Annotated in this window: 15 protein-coding genes and 1 riboswitch; of the genes, 9 read left to right on the top strand and 6 right to left on the bottom strand. The window is 63.0% G+C overall.

Annotated features, from left to right (window positions below):
* Window positions 1-50: 50 nt before the first annotated feature.
* Complete coding sequence (gene mqo, locus ACF8SD_RS02690; protein WP_173887586.1) at window positions 51-1,559, bottom strand: malate dehydrogenase (quinone); 1,509 nt, start codon at window positions 1,557-1,559, stop codon at window positions 51-53.
* A 765-nt stretch (window positions 1,560-2,324) separates the two neighbouring features.
* Between mqo and ACF8SD_RS02685 the strand changes: the two genes are divergently transcribed.
* Window positions 2,325-2,909: a YajG family lipoprotein gene (locus ACF8SD_RS02685; RefSeq protein WP_029886852.1), complete on the top strand. Its 585-nt coding sequence runs from the start codon at window positions 2,325-2,327 to the stop codon at window positions 2,907-2,909.
* A 94-nt stretch (window positions 2,910-3,003) separates the two neighbouring features.
* Here the strand turns inward: ACF8SD_RS02685 and ACF8SD_RS02680 are convergent, their stop codons facing one another.
* Window positions 3,004-3,210, bottom strand: coding sequence for a hypothetical protein (locus tag ACF8SD_RS02680; protein ID WP_173887587.1), 207 nt, complete (start codon window positions 3,208-3,210; stop codon window positions 3,004-3,006).
* A 160-nt stretch (window positions 3,211-3,370) separates the two neighbouring features.
* Between ACF8SD_RS02680 and ACF8SD_RS02675 the strand changes: the two genes are divergently transcribed.
* Window positions 3,371-3,631, top strand: a complete 261-nt coding sequence (locus ACF8SD_RS02675; RefSeq protein WP_054903934.1) for a hypothetical protein — start codon at window positions 3,371-3,373, stop codon at window positions 3,629-3,631.
* Between the two features lie 33 nt (window positions 3,632-3,664).
* On the opposite strand, the gene ACF8SD_RS02670 is transcribed toward ACF8SD_RS02675, so the two are convergent.
* A complete protein-coding gene (locus ACF8SD_RS02670) occupies window positions 3,665-4,831 on the bottom strand; it encodes a 1-acyl-sn-glycerol-3-phosphate acyltransferase (protein ID WP_392483531.1) in 1,167 nt (388 codons plus the stop codon).
* Window positions 4,832-4,955: 124 nt separating this feature from the next.
* Between ACF8SD_RS02670 and ACF8SD_RS02665 the strand changes: the two genes are divergently transcribed.
* The 4 genes from ACF8SD_RS02665 to ACF8SD_RS02650 all read left to right on the top strand — a co-directional run bounded on the left by ACF8SD_RS02665 (window position 4,956) and on the right by ACF8SD_RS02650 (window position 6,952).
* Window positions 4,956-5,138: a CPXCG motif-containing cysteine-rich protein gene (locus tag ACF8SD_RS02665; RefSeq protein WP_009682943.1), complete on the top strand. Its 183-nt coding sequence runs from the start codon at window positions 4,956-4,958 to the stop codon at window positions 5,136-5,138.
* A complete protein-coding gene (locus ACF8SD_RS02660; protein ID WP_029887158.1) occupies window positions 5,138-5,398 on the top strand; it encodes a putative signal transducing protein in 261 nt (86 codons plus the stop codon). The genes ACF8SD_RS02665 and ACF8SD_RS02660 overlap by 1 nt, the downstream gene beginning before the upstream one ends.
* A 15-nt stretch (window positions 5,399-5,413) precedes the next feature.
* Complete coding sequence (locus tag ACF8SD_RS02655) at window positions 5,414-6,034, top strand: SOS response-associated peptidase (protein ID WP_173887589.1); 621 nt, start codon at window positions 5,414-5,416, stop codon at window positions 6,032-6,034.
* Between the two features lie 99 nt (window positions 6,035-6,133).
* Window positions 6,134-6,952 carry a M48 family metallopeptidase gene (locus ACF8SD_RS02650; protein ID WP_173887590.1) on the top strand — a complete coding sequence of 273 codons (819 nt, stop codon included), beginning with the start codon at window positions 6,134-6,136 and terminating at the stop codon, window positions 6,950-6,952.
* Between the two features lie 43 nt (window positions 6,953-6,995).
* Here the strand turns inward: ACF8SD_RS02650 and ACF8SD_RS02645 are convergent, their stop codons facing one another.
* The 3 genes from ACF8SD_RS02645 to ACF8SD_RS02635 form a co-directional block, all read right to left on the bottom strand.
* Entirely contained in the window at window positions 6,996-7,580 is a 585-nt protein-coding gene (locus ACF8SD_RS02645) for a TMEM165/GDT1 family protein (RefSeq protein WP_009682938.1), read from the bottom strand.
* Between the two features lie 88 nt (window positions 7,581-7,668).
* Window positions 7,669-7,807: riboswitch (yybP-ykoY riboswitch) on the bottom strand.
* 39 nt (window positions 7,808-7,846) lie between these two features.
* Window positions 7,847-8,845 (bottom strand): class I SAM-dependent methyltransferase, encoded by a 999-nt coding sequence (locus tag ACF8SD_RS02640; protein ID WP_173887591.1) that lies wholly within the window; start codon window positions 8,843-8,845, stop codon window positions 7,847-7,849.
* 54 nt (window positions 8,846-8,899) lie between these two features.
* Window positions 8,900-9,865, bottom strand: a complete 966-nt coding sequence (locus tag ACF8SD_RS02635; protein ID WP_173887592.1) for a 2-hydroxyacid dehydrogenase — start codon at window positions 9,863-9,865, stop codon at window positions 8,900-8,902.
* A 197-nt stretch (window positions 9,866-10,062) separates the two neighbouring features.
* Between ACF8SD_RS02635 and ACF8SD_RS02630 the strand changes: the two genes are divergently transcribed.
* The 3 genes from ACF8SD_RS02630 to ACF8SD_RS02620 all read left to right on the top strand — a co-directional run bounded on the left by ACF8SD_RS02630 (window position 10,063) and on the right by ACF8SD_RS02620 (window position 15,355).
* Window positions 10,063-11,745 (top strand): fatty acid--CoA ligase, encoded by a 1,683-nt coding sequence (locus ACF8SD_RS02630; RefSeq protein ID WP_173887593.1) that lies wholly within the window; start codon window positions 10,063-10,065, stop codon window positions 11,743-11,745.
* A 333-nt stretch (window positions 11,746-12,078) separates the two neighbouring features.
* Complete coding sequence (locus tag ACF8SD_RS02625) at window positions 12,079-13,965, top strand: DUF1302 domain-containing protein (RefSeq protein ID WP_173887594.1); 1,887 nt, start codon at window positions 12,079-12,081, stop codon at window positions 13,963-13,965.
* Between the two features lie 25 nt (window positions 13,966-13,990).
* The gene (locus ACF8SD_RS02620) at window positions 13,991-15,355 is read left to right on the top strand and encodes a DUF1329 domain-containing protein (protein WP_392483530.1); all 1,365 of its coding nucleotides are present in this window, start codon (window positions 13,991-13,993) and stop codon (window positions 15,353-15,355) included.
* Window positions 15,356-15,541 lie beyond the last annotated feature (186 nt).

Here is a 15,541-nt window from a genome sequence, read left to right as displayed (position 1 = left end):
CTTAATTGAAAGGCATTACCCCGAAGGGCGTTTTTTCGTTACCGGGCCAGTCAGGCGTAATGCTTGGCTGCCGGGCTGCTTTCCACCAGGTCCAGTGCCGCGTCGTTATCTGCACTGATCTCGCGGTACAGGGCAGCATCGGTCGCCAGGGTCTTCTCGCGTGCGGGGAAGATTTCCTTGAGTTTGTCAGCCCAGGCCCCTTTGGCTTGCTCAGGGAAGCAACGCTCGATCAGTTCCAGCATGATCGAAACGGTCACCGAGGCACCTGGCGAGGCGCCGAGCAGTGCAGCCAGGCTGCCGTCCTGCGCCGAGACCAGCTCGGTGCCGAATTGCAGCACGCCGCCTTTCTTCGGGTCTTTCTTGATGATTTGCACGCGCTGGCCTGCGACTTCCAGGCGCCAGTCTTCGGCCTTGGCCTGCGGGTAGAAGCGGCGCAGGGCTTCAAGGCGCTGTTCCATCGACTGCATCACTTCGCTGACCAGGTATTTGGTCAGGTCCATGTTGTCGCGGGCCACGGCCAGCATCGGGCCGATATTGCCCATGCGCACCGACAGCGGCAGGTCCATCAGCGAGCCGTGCTTCAGGAACTTGGTGGTAAAGCCGGCATAAGGGCCGAACAGCAGCGAAGTCTTGCCGTCTACAACCCGGGTGTCCAGGTGCGGTACCGACATCGGTGGCGCACCTACGGCGGCCTGGCTGTAAACCTTGGCCTGGTGCTGCTTGACGATTTCCGGGTTGTCGCAGCGCAGCCACTGGCCGCTGACCGGGAAGCCACCAAAACCTTTGCTCTCCGGGATGCCGGACATCTGCAGCAGCGGCAGGGCCGCGCCGCCGGCGCCCAGGAACACGAAGCGGGCGTCCACTTCACGGCTGCCGCCGCTGTTGACGTCCTTGATGCTGACGGTCCAGCCGCTGCCGTTACGGCGCAGGCCGACGACCTTCTTGCTGTATTTGACCTGCGCGTCCGGCGCGTCACCCAGCAGCTTCAGCAGCTTCAGGGTCAGGGCGCCGAAGTTGACGTCGGTCCCTTTGGCCACGCGGGTCGCGGCGATGTGCTGGTCGGCAGGGCGGCCAGGCATCATCAGCGGCATCCAGTCGTTCATCACGGCCTTGTCTTCGGTGTACTCCATCTCGGAGAACGCATGGTGCTGCTTGAGCAGCTCGAAGCGCTTCTTGAGGAAGGCAACACCCTTGTCACCCTCGACGTAGCTCAGGTGCGGGACAGGGTTGATGAACGCACGCGCCGAGCCGAAGTTGTCCTTCTTGCTCAGGTAGGCCCAGAACTGGCGCGAAACCTCGAACTGGGTGTTGATGTGCACGGCCTTCTTGATGTCGATGCTGCCATCGGCGGCCTGCGGCGTGTAGTTCAGCTCGCACAGGCCGGCGTGGCCGGTGCCTGCGTTGTTCCAGGGGTTGGAGCTTTCCGCGGCTCCGGAGTCCATCGCCTCGACGACCTCAAGCTTCAGGGTCGGGTCTAGCTCCTTGAGCAGTACGGCCAGGGTGGCACTCATGATGCCCGCGCCTACCAGTACCACATCAACCGATTCGTTCTGCGCCATTTAACGCGTCTCCACAATCTACAGCTACCTAATTGACAGCATAGGACCTGGGGTTGCCAGGGTCGCCATGTCCGGCTTTTCGCAGTTCTTGCAACTTCCGCGGACACCGCCAACCAGTCTTCGGGTTCAGGTATTGAACGCCGTTTGCCAGGGCTGCGGCAATTCGACTTATGGTCAAGGTGTCGTGCGTGCGTTATGGAGCGGGTCAGGCACTCATGCAGGATGAGCGCATTTGCCGCCTGTTCAGGGCTGTTCGGGACACATCTGCCGCTTTTACACATGCCAGACTGTTCATTTGCTCGCCACACTCTTGTGAAGTTGTGAAAACCGTTTTTTCACGCTCTTTTGGAGACGTGAACCTCAAAAAGGGACTGCGCGATGGCAACCCGCAGGTTCATGCAGCGTGAAGGGCCGGAAAAGCAGGCACGACAGCCGATGCAAGACCTGAGTGGAAGGCTCTCTGTGGGCGAAGCGTTGAAGTTGCCGGGGTCAATCGGCGAGTGCGGGGCCCGATCAGGAGACGTCCTTATAATCGGGGGGAGATTATAACGATGTCGCGGGCAGAAATGTCGCCATTCGTGGTTTTTATTGCAGCGTTTGTCAGGCCAGGCGCATGCGCGGCTGCCAATGCCGGCTTGCACAGGCGCAAAGTACAGGCCCGGGCAGTGCATGAAAGCATTGTCACAAGCGGGCTGGGACCGATGACTGGCCGATGCGGGGCTGGGTATACTGTGCGCCTTAGCCGCATTTTCTGGAGAAACGCGCATGTTGCAACGTCTGTTGTTCGGTTTGCTTGCCGTGGCCAGCCTCAGCCTGGTCGGTTGTGCCCACAGCCCGCAACAACTCAACCCGCAACCCACGCTCAAGGCCCAACTCGCGCCGGTCGGTCATGGCCAGCCGGTTGTGGTCCGGGTGGTTGACGGTCGCCCATCGCAGTCGCTGGGTACCCGTGGTGGCATGTACCCTGAAACCAGCACCATCAGCGTCAGTGGCAACGACGTGGTGCCCAAGCTGCAGGCCCAGGCTGAAGCGGCTGTGCGCCTGCTCGGCTTCACGCCTACGGCCAACGCCTACAACGCGCCGCAGTTGACCGTGACCCTGGCCGAGCTGAAGTACCAGTCGCCCAAAGACAACCTGTACGTGACCGAAGCCACGATCGGTGCCACCTTCCGTGCCGACGTGAAGAATGGCGGCCGCAGCTACAGCGGCCGTTACGGTGCGTCGCTCGACCAGCGCTTCGGCATGGCACCGAACCAGGACACCAACACCCAGTTGGTAGGCGACGTTCTGAGCGATGCACTGACCCGCATGTTCAAAGACCCGAGCATTGGCCAGATCTTGGCCCAGTAAGCCCTCGCGCTGCTGAAAACCCGCTGCCTGGTCGTCAGGCAGCGGGTTTTTTTGTGCTTCGCCAGCGCTTGCGGGTGGGTTGGCCGGCGGCGGTTCACGCCGCCTCTATGTGGAAATCCAGCAGGCTGAAGCCAGTGCCTGCATCCACCTCCGGCAGGTCTTCATGCACATGCCCGCCCAGCGCGCAGTAGACCAGCCACTGGCGGTCTTGCACATTGATGGCAAAACCATCGATCAGCGCCTGTTGCTCCTCGCTTTGGGCAACGAGGTAAAGGCGGTCCTGGTTTTCGGCGTGCAGCATGAAGTAGCTCCGGCTCATGGGAAGGTCGACAGGGTGGCCTGCCCAGATGACGAGCCGATGACAGATGAAATTAAATGACAGTTTGTCGCCAATGCCGGGCAGCGGAGGGCGATTTGCGTAGAATGCGGGCCTTTGCCGTCGCTTACACCGAGGTTGCGTGATGTCCTTGCAAGTGCTTTGGGGTTTTCTGGCCGCCCATCCCACCAAGTTGATCAATGTGCTGGCGCTGCTGCTGACCTGCCCGGGCGGGTTGCTGCTGCAAAGCGCCCGGCGGCGCGCGGCCGAAACCCGCGAGAGCCTGGCGCTTGAGGAGGGGGTAGTGGATGCCTTCGACCTGCGGGTGCCCAAGTACTTCTACATTCTGGGCTTCGCTTGCCTGGCCATGGCGCTGCTGCTGTCCTGGTTCAGCACCTGGGTTTGAGATTGCGGGCCTGCAAGGCAGCCCCGCAATCGGTCAGGCAACCGGCGTCTGTTGCCTGACCTGGTATTGGTTGCGCACCGGTGTCGCATACTGTAACACCAAGTACGGCCGCTGCTCTTCAGGGCACGCCGCCAGCCGACGTTGCCATTCTTCCTTGGCCTTGGCCAGTTCGTCGGCCGGGAACACCTGTTCGGCGCCAGGTACCTGCAGGGCTTCGTCCTTACCCTCCCACATTGCGTAGGCCAGGTAATGCACCGGGAACAACCGGTAGCCAGCCAGGATCTGGCGGTCGATCTCCGCGGCCAGCTGCTTGGTATCCTCGTAGTACTCGGTCACCGGTGGCGCGAAGTTGATGTGCACCCGGCCCTTGTAGCCGGTAATCCCCTTGGCGATGCTGTTGTCGTCCTCACCTGGGGCCTTCTGGTAGCTGCCAGTGGTGGCGCGGATATACAGCTCGCGGGCTTTGGCCTGGTCGCACGGGTCGTACTCGTAGCTGATCGACACCGGCGTCAGGTTCAGGCTCTGGATGACGGCGCCAAACGCCTCGTCCTTGCGGCTCATGTGGAACATCTTGAGGATCGCCGAGTCGGTGCGGTCGTCACCGTCCTTGGCGCGGCCCTCGGCCTGGGCGATCCAGATCGAGGTGGCGTCGTTGCGGATCGAGTGGTTGATGTAGGCCGAGAGCAGTTGATAGGCCGCCAGCTTTTCACGGCGCCCGCTGATCGAACGGTGCACGATGAAGCTCTTGTTCAGGCGCATCATGTCGCTGACGAACGGCTTTTGCAGCAGGTTGTCGCCAATGGCGATGCGCGGCGTGGGCAGGCCGGCGTGGTACACCGCGTAGTTGACGAAGGCCGGGTCCATCACGATGTCGCGGTGGTTGGCCAGGAACAGGTAGGCCGTACCAGCCTTCAGCTGCTCCACACCGGAATAGGTGACGCCGTCGGTGGCGCGGTCGATGGTCTGGTCAACGTAGTACTCGACCTTGTCCTGCAGGGTGGAAACGCAGGTCACACCGGCGAATTCCTTGCGCAGGCGGCGGGCGATCAGCGGTTTGAGCAGCCAGCCGAAAGCCCCGGCTGCGCGCGGGAAGCGGAAGTGGGTGAGGATATCGAGGAATGCCGGGTCGCTGAGCAGGCGGGCCAGAACCGCAGGTACCTCAGCGTCGTCGTAGGGTCGGATGGCATCGAATTCGCCCATCATGCTCTCTTGTTGGAAACGGCTAGGGTAATAAACAGGGGCAGGCTCCGAAAAACGGCTCGGACGCACACGGGCCCCGTAAACAGACCGACAATTATACGCATAAGTCACCCCGGAGGCCGCGATGCTCGAAACTGCGTTCTACGATTGCCCTTATTGCGGCGAAGAGGTCGAAACTACGGTGGACCTGTCCGGTGGCGATCAGGAGTACATCGAGGACTGCCAGGTGTGCTGCAGGCCGATTCGTTTCGTGCTGCAGGTGCATGGCGAGGAATGGATGCTGGATGTCTACGGCGAGAACGAATGATGCGGCGGATCTACGAACCGGAAAACCTGCTTGAAGCCGAAATGCTGGCCGGGATGCTCGCCAGTGAAGGCATCGCGGTGCAGGTGGTGGGCCGTGACCTGATCGGTGCAGTCGGCGAGCTGCCCATGCAAGGGTTGCTAGGGCTTGCGGTCGCCGATGAGCAGGCCGAGTACGCACGGCAGCTGATCGATGCGTACAATGAAGCCCAGCCATTGGTTGGCGACGAACCGGAGAGTATCCCCGGTACCTTGATCTGCTAGGTTCTGAATTCGCTCATGTGTGGACGTTACGCCCTGTTTCGCTGGCCCCAGGCCCTTGCCAGTCTGCCGGGGTTCCCCGCGGGCCAGCCGGCCCAATGGAATATCGCGCCTGGGGCGTCGGTGCTGATCCAGCGCCTGCTTGACGGCCAGCAGCAGCTGGCCATGGCGCGTTGGGGGCTGACCCCGGCGTGGCTCACCGACCTGTCCCGCACCCCCGCCCATGCCCGCGCCGAAACCCTGGCCGAGCAACCGATGTTCCGTGAGGCGTTTCGCCAGCGCCGCTGCCTGATGCCGGCCAACGGCTTTTACGAGTGGCGGGGCACGGTACGCAAGCGTCCTTATTGGCTGACGCCGGGGGAGGGCGCCTCGCTGTACTTTGCGGCCATATGGGAAGCCTACCCCGTGCAGGACCAGGTGTGGCTGAGTTGCGCGGTGGTGACCCAGGCGGCCATGAACCAGCGCCGGCCGCTGATCCTCGACGAGGCGGGCCAGGCTGCCTGGCTCGATCCGGATACGCCGGTTACCCGCTTGCACGAATTGCTGGCCAGTCCGCCTGCGCCATTGCGCGAAAGGGCCTTGGCGAATTTCGTCAATGACCCGAAGCTGGATGCGCCGGAGTGTCTTACCCCGCTTTGAGGGGTGGCCGGTGCTGGTGATGAAAATCTTCCCTGCGGCTATAGCGGCTACTGGCGAGTCGGCCTAGGATACGGCGCATGCAAAAAAGGGAGTGTTTTCATGCGTAAGTCTTTTGTCGCCAGCCTGTTGAGTGCTGGCATCGTGCTGGGCGGCTGCCAGGCGGTTAATACTACCAGTGGCGGTGCTGTCGGCGTCGAGCGCCAGCAGTACATGTTCAGCATGCTCTCCGCCGATGAAGTCAACCAGATGTACGCCCAGTCGTACCAGCAGACACTCGGTGAAGCCTCCAGCAAGGGTGTGCTCGACAAGTCCAGTGCCGATGCCAAGCGGGTGCAGGCAATCGCCAACCGGCTGATTGCCCAGGCCCCCAAGTTCCGCCCGGATGCCGCGCAGTGGGACTGGCAAGTCAATGTGATCAAGAGCGACGAACTGAACGCCAACTGCGGCCCTGGCGGCAAGATCATCGTGTACACCGGCCTGATCGATCAGCTCAAGCTCACCGATGCGGAAATTGCCGCCGTTGTCGGTCACGAAATCGCCCACGCCCTGCGTGAACACAGCCGCGAGGCGATGTCCAAGGCCTATGGTGTGGAAATGGCGCGCCAGGGGGCAGGTGCCATCTTTGGCCTGGGCCAGAACAGCATGGCCATGGCCGACACCGTGGTGAACTACGCCATGACCCTGCCCAACAGCCGGGCCAACGAAAACGAAGCAGACCTGATCGGCCTGGAGTTGTCGGCCCGTGCCGGCTACGACCCGAACGCCGCGATCACCTTGTGGAACAAGATGAGCAAGGCGTCCGAAGGCGCCCCGCCCGAGTTCATGAGCACTCACCCGGCATCTTCCAGCCGCATTGCATCGCTGCAGGCGGCCATTCCCAAGGTGATGCCGCTGTATCAGGCTGCGGCCAAACCATGATCGCTTGAATCGTGGGGGCGCGCGGCGCCCCCGTGTTTTCCGCTTACCCTACCCAGCCACTGGCCTTCATCGCCGAATACACGGCCACGATCGCCAGCACGAAGAACGCCGCGGCCGCCAGGCGACGGATCAGTGTCAGCGGCAGCTTGTCGGCTGCAAAGTTGCCCGCCAGCACCACGGGTACGTTGGCAATCAGCATGCCCAGGGTGGTGCCGATAATGACCATGATCAGGTGCGGGTATTGGGCTGCCAGCATGACGGTCGCGACCTGGGTCTTGTCACCGATTTCGGCGAGGAAGAACGCAATCAGCGTGGTCAGGAATGGGCCGAAGCGGCGCGCCGGGTTCTCGTCATCGTCCATCTTGTCTGGTACCAGGGTCCAGAGCGCCGTGGCGGTGAAGCTCGCGGCCAGGATCCAGTGCAGGGCCGAATCGCTGAAGAAACTACCGACCCACGCCCCTACGGCACCGGCTGCGGCATGGTTGGCCAGGGTGGCGGCGATGATGCCGGCAATGATCGGCCATGGCTTGCGGAAGCGTGCGGCGAGAATGAGTGCGAGCAGCTGCGTCTTGTCGCCGATTTCGGCGAGCGCAACGATGGCGGTGGGGACCAACAGAGATTCCAGCATCAGGATTCCTACGGGGGCGGGTCGACACGGCTATGACACGTACAGCCTCCCCGCCCCGGGTAAGGTGTGCGTGTCATAGGTCTTGTCAAACCCCGGATCCGTCTACGCGGATCTCTCCATGCACGTGGGCATGGGGGTCGCACGCGCCATGGTCTGAGGACCAAGTATGTTGACGCGTACCGGGCGAGCGGTGGGCTCGCGGGAGACTACTCCCCTAGGACGGAGCGGATTCTGCCTTGGCAAAACGCTTTCGGCAAGCGCTGTTTTCAGCCATGCACGGCCTGGTAGATACGGAAGCCTTCCGCCTCGTCGCGTATCTGGCAGTTGCCCAGCGCCCCTTCGATCAGCGGCTGGTAGCGCAGGAAGCTATTGGCAACCAAGCGCATTTCGCCACCTTTACGCAGATGAACCGCCAATTTTCTCAACAAGTTTTCCGAGGCCTGGTAATTGGTGTGCACCCCGGTATGGAACGGCGGGTTGCTAAGAATCAGGCTCAGGTCGAGCGGTGCTGCATCAATGCCATCACCGCTGATCACCTCACCTTCCAGGCCGTTTGCAGCCAGGGTCAGACGGCTGGCCGCCACGGCGAAGGCATCCACGTCCAGCAACGTCACCCGGTTGTGCGGGTAACGGCGCTTGACCGTGGCACCCAGCACCCCGGCACCGCAACCGAAGTCCAGCATGTGGCCGCTGGGCAGATTGTCCAGGTGCTTGAGTAGCAGCGCAGTGCCGCGGTCCAGGCGGCCGTGGCTGAACACACCGGGCAGGCTGACCACTTGCAGCGGGCCGTCTTCCAGGGCCAGTTCGAAGCGCTGGGCCAGGCTCTGCAGCGGTGTCGCCAGCGGGGCCTGGTCGACCGTCACCTGCCACAACTGGCAATGCCGCGCGCTGTCGAGCTTGCGCGGCTTGCCGAACGCCTGCAACTGCTTGGCCGCGCCCTCGATGCCACCGCGTTTTTCACCGACCAGGTACAGCGCGCGACCCGCCAGGCGGGAAGCCAGGGCGTTGAGCAGGTAGGCGGCCAATTCGCGGGATTTGGGCAGGAACAGCACGGCGCTGTCGAACTCGCCCGCCGGGGGCTCTACGCCATACTGGCTGCGGCCCGCAAAGCGGCCTTCGAGCGTGGCCTGGTCGCCGGCATGCCACGTCCAGGCACGGGCCTCGGGCAACTGCCCGAGCAAGCCGTCGGCGGGGGCGCCGGCGAGCAGCAGCGGGCCCCGGAACAGCTCCGCCTGGCGGAGCAATACTTCACTGCGCGGGTCCATGAACGACGCCTCCTGGAAAAAAGTGGCGCAGTGTAGCAGAGCCCGGCGCCCGGCTCAGCTGACCACGCGGCGCGGCTGCCCAGCGAAAAAGGCCTGGGCGTTCTCGCTGAGCTGGCCGACGATGCGCTGGCGCGACTCCACCGCGCCCCAGGCGCTGTGTGGGGTGATGATCAGGCGCGGGATACCGGCTTCGAGCAGCGGGTTGCCGCTGACCGGTGGCTCCACGCTCAATACGTCGGTGGCTGCGCCGCCCAGGTGGCCACTTCGCAGCGCGTCGGCCAGGGCTTGCTCATCGATCAGGCCGCCGCGCGCGGTGTTCACCACCAGCGCCCCGGGCTTGAGCAGGGCCAGTTCGCGCGCCCCCAGCATGTGCCGGGTGTGCTCGTTCAAGGGGCAGTGCAAGGTCAGCGCGTCCACCTGCGGCAACAACACGTCCAGCGGCAGCCGGTCGGCGCGCTGCGGGCGGCCGGGGATCAGCCCGCTCAGTACGCGCATCCCGAACGCTTCGGCCAGCCGCGCCACCGCGCCGCCCAGCTCACCATGGCCAAGCAGGCCAAGGGTTTTGCCCTGCAGTTCGACAATCGGGAAATCCAGCAGGCAGAACTGGCTGGCCTTGGCCCATTGCCCCTCTGCCACGGCCTGGTGGTAGTCGCACAGCCGCGTGGCCAGCGCCAGCAGCAGTGCCAGGGTGTGCTGGGCGACAGACGGCGTGCCGTAGCCCTGGCAGTTGCACACCGTGATGCCCTGGGCGCGGGCGGCGGCCAGGTCGACATTGTTGGTGCCGGTGGCGGCCACCAGAATCAGCTTCAGTTGTGGGTTGGCGGCCAGCACCGCCGCGTCGAGCACAACCTTGTTGCTTACCACTGCGACCGCGCCCTGCAGGCGCTCGGCGACCTGTTCCGGTGCGGTGGCGGCGAACAGCTCGAATTGGTCGAATTGCCGCTGCAGGGGCGACAGATCCAGGTCGCCGAGGTCCAGGGACTGGTGATCGAGAAACACGGCGCGACGCGGGCTGGGCATGAACATCTCCTGGGCAGGGGCGGGTTTGTGGTGGGCTCCCGGCGCAGTGTCTAGCTCAACCTCGCCGCCCGTCAACGCCTTGCGGCTCATACCTTGGCCAGGCAAATCATTCCTTCGGCTGATTTGGCCGTCACATTGGCGAACTACAGTAACCCCCCAGAGACTTGTCCGGCCCGCTTCCAAGAAAAGGGATACTCATGTTGCAGACCCGCATCATCAAGCCCGCCGAGGGCGCCTATGCCTATCCATTACTGATCAAGCGCCTGCTGATGTCTGGCAGTCGCTACGAAAAGACCCGCGAAATCGTCTACCGCGACCAGATGCGGCTGACTTATCCACAGCTCAACGAGCGTATCGCCCGGCTGGCCAACGTGCTGACCGAGGCCGGTGTGAAGGCCGGTGACACCGTGGCGGTCATGGACTGGGACAGCCACCGCTACCTGGAATGCATGTTTGCCATCCCGATGATCGGCGCCGTGGTGCATACCATCAACGTGCGCCTGTCACCCGAGCAGATCCTCTACACCATGAACCACGCCGAAGACCGTGTGGTGCTGGTCAACAGTGACTTCGTCGGCCTGTACCAGGCCATCGCCGGGCAGTTGACCACTGTCGACAAAACCGTGCTGCTGACCGACGGCCCGGCCCAGGCCGCCGACCTGCCCGGGCTGGTGGGCGAGTACGAGCAACTGCTTGCCGCCGCCAGCCCGTGCTACGACTTCCCCGACTTCGACGAGAACTCGGTGGCGACCACGTTCTACACCACCGGCACCACCGGCAACCCCAAGGGCGTTTACTTCACCCATCGGCAGCTGGTGCTGCACACCCTGGCCGAGGCTTCGGTCACCGGCAGTATCGACAGCGTGCGCCTGCTGGGCAGTGATGACGTCTACATGCCGATCACGCCGATGTTCCACGTGCATGCCTGGGGCATTCCGTACGCCGCTACCATGCTCGGCATGAAGCAGGTGTATCCCGGTCGCTACGAGCCCGAGATGCTGATCAGGCTGTGGCGTGAAGAGAACGTCACCTTTTCCCACTGTGTGCCGACCATCCTGCAGATGCTGCTCAACTGCCCGACTGCCCAAGGCCAGGACTTCGGCGGCTGGAAGGTCATCATCGGCGGCAGCTCCCTGAACCGTACGCTGTACCAGGCGGCACTGGCCCGCGGCATCCAGCTGACCGCAGCGTACGGCATGTCCGAGACCTGCCCGCTGATATCCGCCGCGCACCTGAACGACGAGTTGCAGGCCGGCAGTGAGGATGAGCGCGTCACCTACCGTATCAAGGCCGGGGTGCCGGTGCCGTTGGTGGAGGCGGCCATTGTCGACGGCGACGGCAACTTCCTGCCCGCCGATGGCGAAACCCAGGGCGAGCTGGTGCTGCGTGCACCGTGGCTGACCCAGGGTTACTTCAAGGAGCCGGAAAAGAGCGAAGCGCTGTGGCAGGGCGGCTGGCTGCACACCGGCGACGTCGCCACCCTCGACAACATGGGTTACATCGACATACGCGACCGTATCAAGGATGTGATCAAGACTGGGGGCGAGTGGGTGTCGTCACTCGACCTGGAAGACCTGGTCAGCCGCCACCCGGCCGTGCGTGAAGTCGCGGTGGTGGGGGTGGCCGACCCGCAGTGGGGCGAGCGCCCGTTTGCCCTGCTGGTGGTGCGCGAGGGCATGGCGATCGATGCGAAAGCGCTGAAGGACCACCTCAAGCCGTTCGTCGAGCAAGGCCATATCAACAAATGGGCGATTCCCAGCCAGATCGCCGTTGTTACTGAAATTCCCAAGACCAGTGTCGGCAAACTGGACAAGAAGCGCATTCGCCAGGACATCGTGCAGTGGCAGGCCAGCAACAGCGCCTTCCTGTCCACCCTGTGAACCCGGGGGCGGGCCGCGTGCGACAAAACGCGACCCGCGTCCTAGAGCGGCTGGCGCCTTGCCAAATGGTAAAAATGCGCCATCCTTGAGCACTGCCAGCGCGCGATCAAGGAAAAAACCCAACGAATGGGTGGCACGGAGCGCAAATCACACTTTAGAGGGATCATGCGCCTGTGCCTTGCTGGCTATAGTCGGGGCCAGGGGATTTTCAGGAATGGGGGAGGGCGCCACGCGCAAGCCGTGCCGCCGCAGGCGCAAGCCTGCAAACCGGTCACTCGGGCCGTTCTTGAAAGGACTCACTGCCATAACAATAAAGTACATGGAGTAGCGTCGATGAAATCTGCAAATCCGTTCTGGCGCCGGGCCAAGCTGCCCTTGGCCGTCAGCATTGCTTCCACGCTCGCAAGTCCTGCTTTCGCGGTCAGTTTCAACATCGGTGAAATCGAAGGCCAGTTCGACTCGTCGCTCTCCATTGGCGCCAGCTGGTCGACCGCCAACCCCAACAGGAACCTGATCGGGGTGAACAACGGCGGCAAGGGTCTGTCGCAGACCTCCGACGACGGCCACCTGAACTTCAAGAAGGGTGAAACCTTCTCCAAGATCTTCAAGGGTATCCACGACCTGGAGCTCAAGTACGGTGATACCGGCGTTTTCGTGCGCGGCAAGTACTGGTATGACTTCGAGCTCAAGGACGAAGGTCGCGAGTTCAAGGACATCAGCGATTCCAACCGCAAGGAGGGGGCCAAATCGTCCGGCGCCGAACTGCTCGACGCCTTCGTCTACCATAACTACTCGATCGGTGATCAGCCGGGCTCGGTACGCCTCGGCAAGCAGGTGGTCAGCTGGGGCGAAAGTACCTTCATCGGTGGCGGCATCAACGCGATCAACCCCATCGACGTGTCGGCGTTCCGCCGCCCGGGTGCCGAGATCAAGGAAGGCTTGATTCCGGTCAACATGTTCTACATCTCGCAGAGCCTGACCGACAACCTGTCGGCCGAGGCCTTCTATCAGCTGGAGTGGGACCAGACGGTCGTCGACAACTGCGGCACGTTCTTCTCGCAACCCGACATCATCGCCGATGGCTGTACCGACAACCTGCGTGTGCTCAACAGTAGCCGCACGGTACCGGGCGCCGCCCAGCAGTTTCTTGCCACGCGCGGCGTGAACATCAACGAAGAGGGCGTGATGGTGCGCCGTGGTGCCGACCGCGATGCGCGTGACAGCGGGCAGTTCGGTGTGGCCATGCGCTACATGTTCGAGCCGCTGGACACCGAGTTCGGTGCCTACTTCATGAACTACCACAGCCGTGCGCCAATTTTCAGCGCCACAGGGGCCGCACCTTCGGTATTTGCAGGGCTCAGCGCGCTGCCTGCGCAGCTGCGGGCGCTGGCGCCGCTGATCGTGGCCGGCAATTCCGAGTACTTCGTCGAATACCCGGAAGACATTCGCCTGTATGGTTTGAGCTTCTCCACCACATTGCCCACTGGCACCGCCTGGAGCGGCGAAATCAGCTACCGGCCCAATGCACCGGTGCAGCTCAATACCACGGACATCCTGTTTGCCGGGGTTCGCCCGATTGGTGGCGCGTTGAGCAACGCCTCGCTGCTGACAGGCACCCCTGGCCAGGACCTGCATGGCTACCGTCGCAAGGAGATCACTCAGTTCCAGACGACCCTCACGCACTTCTTCGACCAGGTGATGGGCGCCAGCCGCATGACCGTGGTCGGCGAGCTGGGTGTGACCCACGTCGGTGGCCTGGAGAACGCGCACGATACCCGTTACGGCCGTGACCCGGTATTCGGCCCAGGCCCGCTGCCCGCCACCGGCGGCGCAGATACCTGCCAGGCACTCAACAGCAGCACCATCGCCGGCGCGGGTGCGGGTGCCTCCACCGCCAACCTGAACCGCAAGTGCGAGAACGACGGCTACACCACCAGCACCTCGTGGGGCTACCGCGCCCGCGTGATCTGGGATTACAACGACGTGTTCGCCGGGGTCAACCTGAAACCGAGCGTGGCCTGGTCGCACGACGTGTCCGGCTACTCGCCAGGCCCTGGCGCCAACTTCGAGGAAGGCCGCAAGGCAGTCAGCCTGGGCCTGGACGCCGAGTACCAGAACACCTACACGGCGAGCCTGTCGTACACCAACTTCTTCGACGGCAAGTACAGCACCGTGGATGACCGCGACTTCGTCGCCCTCAGCTTCGGCGTGAACTTCTAAGCCCACAGATCCAGGACAACACGACATGAACAAGACCAGAAGTCTGCTGCAAGCCGGTGTGCTGGGCCTGTCCCTGCTGGCGACCAGCGTCATGGCTGCGGTATCCGCCGACGAGGCGGCCAAGCTGGGTAGCACGCTGACCCCGATGGGCGCCGAAAAGGCCGGTAACGCGGATGGTTCGATCGGCCCATGGCAGCCCCTGTCGAAAACCGCAGGCAGCGTAGATGGCAAAGGCTTCCTGTCCGACCCGTACGGCAGTGAGAAGCCGCTGTTCACCATCACCGCGCAAAACGCCGAGCAGTACAAGGACAAGCTCTCGCCAGGCCAGATGGCCATGCTCAAGCGTTACCAGGACACCTACAAGATCCCGGTATTCAAGACCCACCGCGGTTCCACCGTGCCTGCCGACGTGTTCGCCGCCATCAAGGAGAACGCCACCAAGACCACCCTGGTGGAAGGCGGCAACGGCCTGAGCAACTTCCGCACCGCGATACCGTTCCCCATTCCGAAAAGCGGCCTGGAGGTGATCTGGAACCATATCACCCGCTACCGGGGTGGCAGCGTCAGCCGCCTGGTTACCCAGGCCACGCCGCAACAGAACGGCTCCTTCAACCCTGTGTACTTTTCCGACCAGTTCGTTTTCCGCGACAAGATGAAGGATTACGACCCGAACAACCCGGGCAACATCCTGTTCTACTTCAAGCAGAAAGTAACCGCCCCAGCGCGCCTGGCCGGTACCGTACTGCTGGTGCACGAAACCCTCGACCAGGTCAAGGATCCGCGCAAGGCCTGGATCTACAACGCCGGCCAGCGCCGGGTGCGCCAGGCGCCACAGGTGTCGTATGACGGCCCGGGTACCGCCGCCGATGGCCTGCGCACGTCGGACAACCTGGACATGTACAACGGCGCACCAGACCGCTATGACTGGAAACTGGAGGGCAAGAAGGAACTGTACATCGCCTCCAACGCCTTCAAGCTCGATGACCCCAAGCTCAAGTACACCGACATCATCAAGGCCGGGCACATCAACCAGGACCTGACCCGTTATGAGCTGCGCCGTGTCTGGCATGTGGTCGCCACGCTGAAACCGGGGCAGCGGCACATCTACGCCAAGCGTGACTTCTACATCGACGAAGACACCTGGCAGGCCGCAGTGATCGACCAGTACGATGGCCGTGGCCAGCTGTGGCGGGTGTCCGAGGCGCATGCCCAGCCTTACTACAATGTCGAGGTACCGTGGTACACCCTGGAGGCCATCTACGACCTGCAGTCTGGTCGTTACCTGGCGCTAGGGATGAAGAACGAAGAGGAGCGTGCTTATGACTTTGGCTTCAGTGCCAGCAAAGCCGACTTCCAGCCGGCGGCGCTGCGCCAGTCCGGTATTCGTTAAGCAGAACGCATTCGAGGCTGTTTGAGCGCAACACGCGCCGGTTTACCGTGATGTTGTTCACTTGCGTGTGATTTTACACTGCTGGGGCTGCTGCGCAGCCCATCGCGACACAAGGCCGCTCCTACAAGGACCGTGCTGTACCTGTGGGAAATTCTGTGGTTTCTGGCAAGGGTAGCCGCAGCATCT

This window comes from Pseudomonas sp. CJQ_9, assembly GCF_043106615.1.
Classification (GTDB): domain Bacteria; phylum Pseudomonadota; class Gammaproteobacteria; order Pseudomonadales; family Pseudomonadaceae; genus Aquipseudomonas; species Aquipseudomonas juntendi.
Note: the sequence above shows the minus strand (reverse complement) of the source record. Positions and strands in the feature narration are given on the sequence as shown.

Excerpts from the sequence above, each read along its gene's own strand:
- mqo (WP_173887586.1), bottom strand. The coding sequence starts at position 1,559 with ATGGCGCAGAACGAATCGGTTGATGTGGTACTGGTAGGCGCGGGCATC.
- ACF8SD_RS02685 (WP_029886852.1), top strand. The coding sequence starts at position 2,325 with ATGTTGCAACGTCTGTTGTTCGGTTTGCTTGCCGTGGCCAGCCTCAGC.
- ACF8SD_RS02680 (WP_173887587.1), bottom strand. The coding sequence starts at position 3,210 with ATGCTGCACGCCGAAAACCAGGACCGCCTTTACCTCGTTGCCCAAAGC.
- ACF8SD_RS02675 (WP_054903934.1), top strand. The coding sequence starts at position 3,371 with ATGTCCTTGCAAGTGCTTTGGGGTTTTCTGGCCGCCCATCCCACCAAG.
- ACF8SD_RS02670 (WP_392483531.1), bottom strand. The coding sequence starts at position 4,831 with ATGGGCGAATTCGATGCCATCCGACCCTACGACGACGCTGAGGTACCT.
- ACF8SD_RS02665 (WP_009682943.1), top strand. The coding sequence starts at position 4,956 with ATGCTCGAAACTGCGTTCTACGATTGCCCTTATTGCGGCGAAGAGGTC.
- ACF8SD_RS02660 (WP_029887158.1), top strand. The coding sequence starts at position 5,138 with ATGCGGCGGATCTACGAACCGGAAAACCTGCTTGAAGCCGAAATGCTG.
- ACF8SD_RS02655 (WP_173887589.1), top strand. The coding sequence starts at position 5,414 with ATGTGTGGACGTTACGCCCTGTTTCGCTGGCCCCAGGCCCTTGCCAGT.
- ACF8SD_RS02650 (WP_173887590.1), top strand. The coding sequence starts at position 6,134 with ATGCGTAAGTCTTTTGTCGCCAGCCTGTTGAGTGCTGGCATCGTGCTG.
- ACF8SD_RS02645 (WP_009682938.1), bottom strand. The coding sequence starts at position 7,580 with ATGCTGGAATCTCTGTTGGTCCCCACCGCCATCGTTGCGCTCGCCGAA.
- ACF8SD_RS02640 (WP_173887591.1), bottom strand. The coding sequence starts at position 8,845 with ATGGACCCGCGCAGTGAAGTATTGCTCCGCCAGGCGGAGCTGTTCCGG.
- ACF8SD_RS02635 (WP_173887592.1), bottom strand. The coding sequence starts at position 9,865 with ATGCCCAGCCCGCGTCGCGCCGTGTTTCTCGATCACCAGTCCCTGGAC.
- ACF8SD_RS02630 (WP_173887593.1), top strand. The coding sequence starts at position 10,063 with ATGTTGCAGACCCGCATCATCAAGCCCGCCGAGGGCGCCTATGCCTAT.
- ACF8SD_RS02625 (WP_173887594.1), top strand. The coding sequence starts at position 12,079 with ATGAAATCTGCAAATCCGTTCTGGCGCCGGGCCAAGCTGCCCTTGGCC.
- ACF8SD_RS02620 (WP_392483530.1), top strand. The coding sequence starts at position 13,991 with ATGAACAAGACCAGAAGTCTGCTGCAAGCCGGTGTGCTGGGCCTGTCC.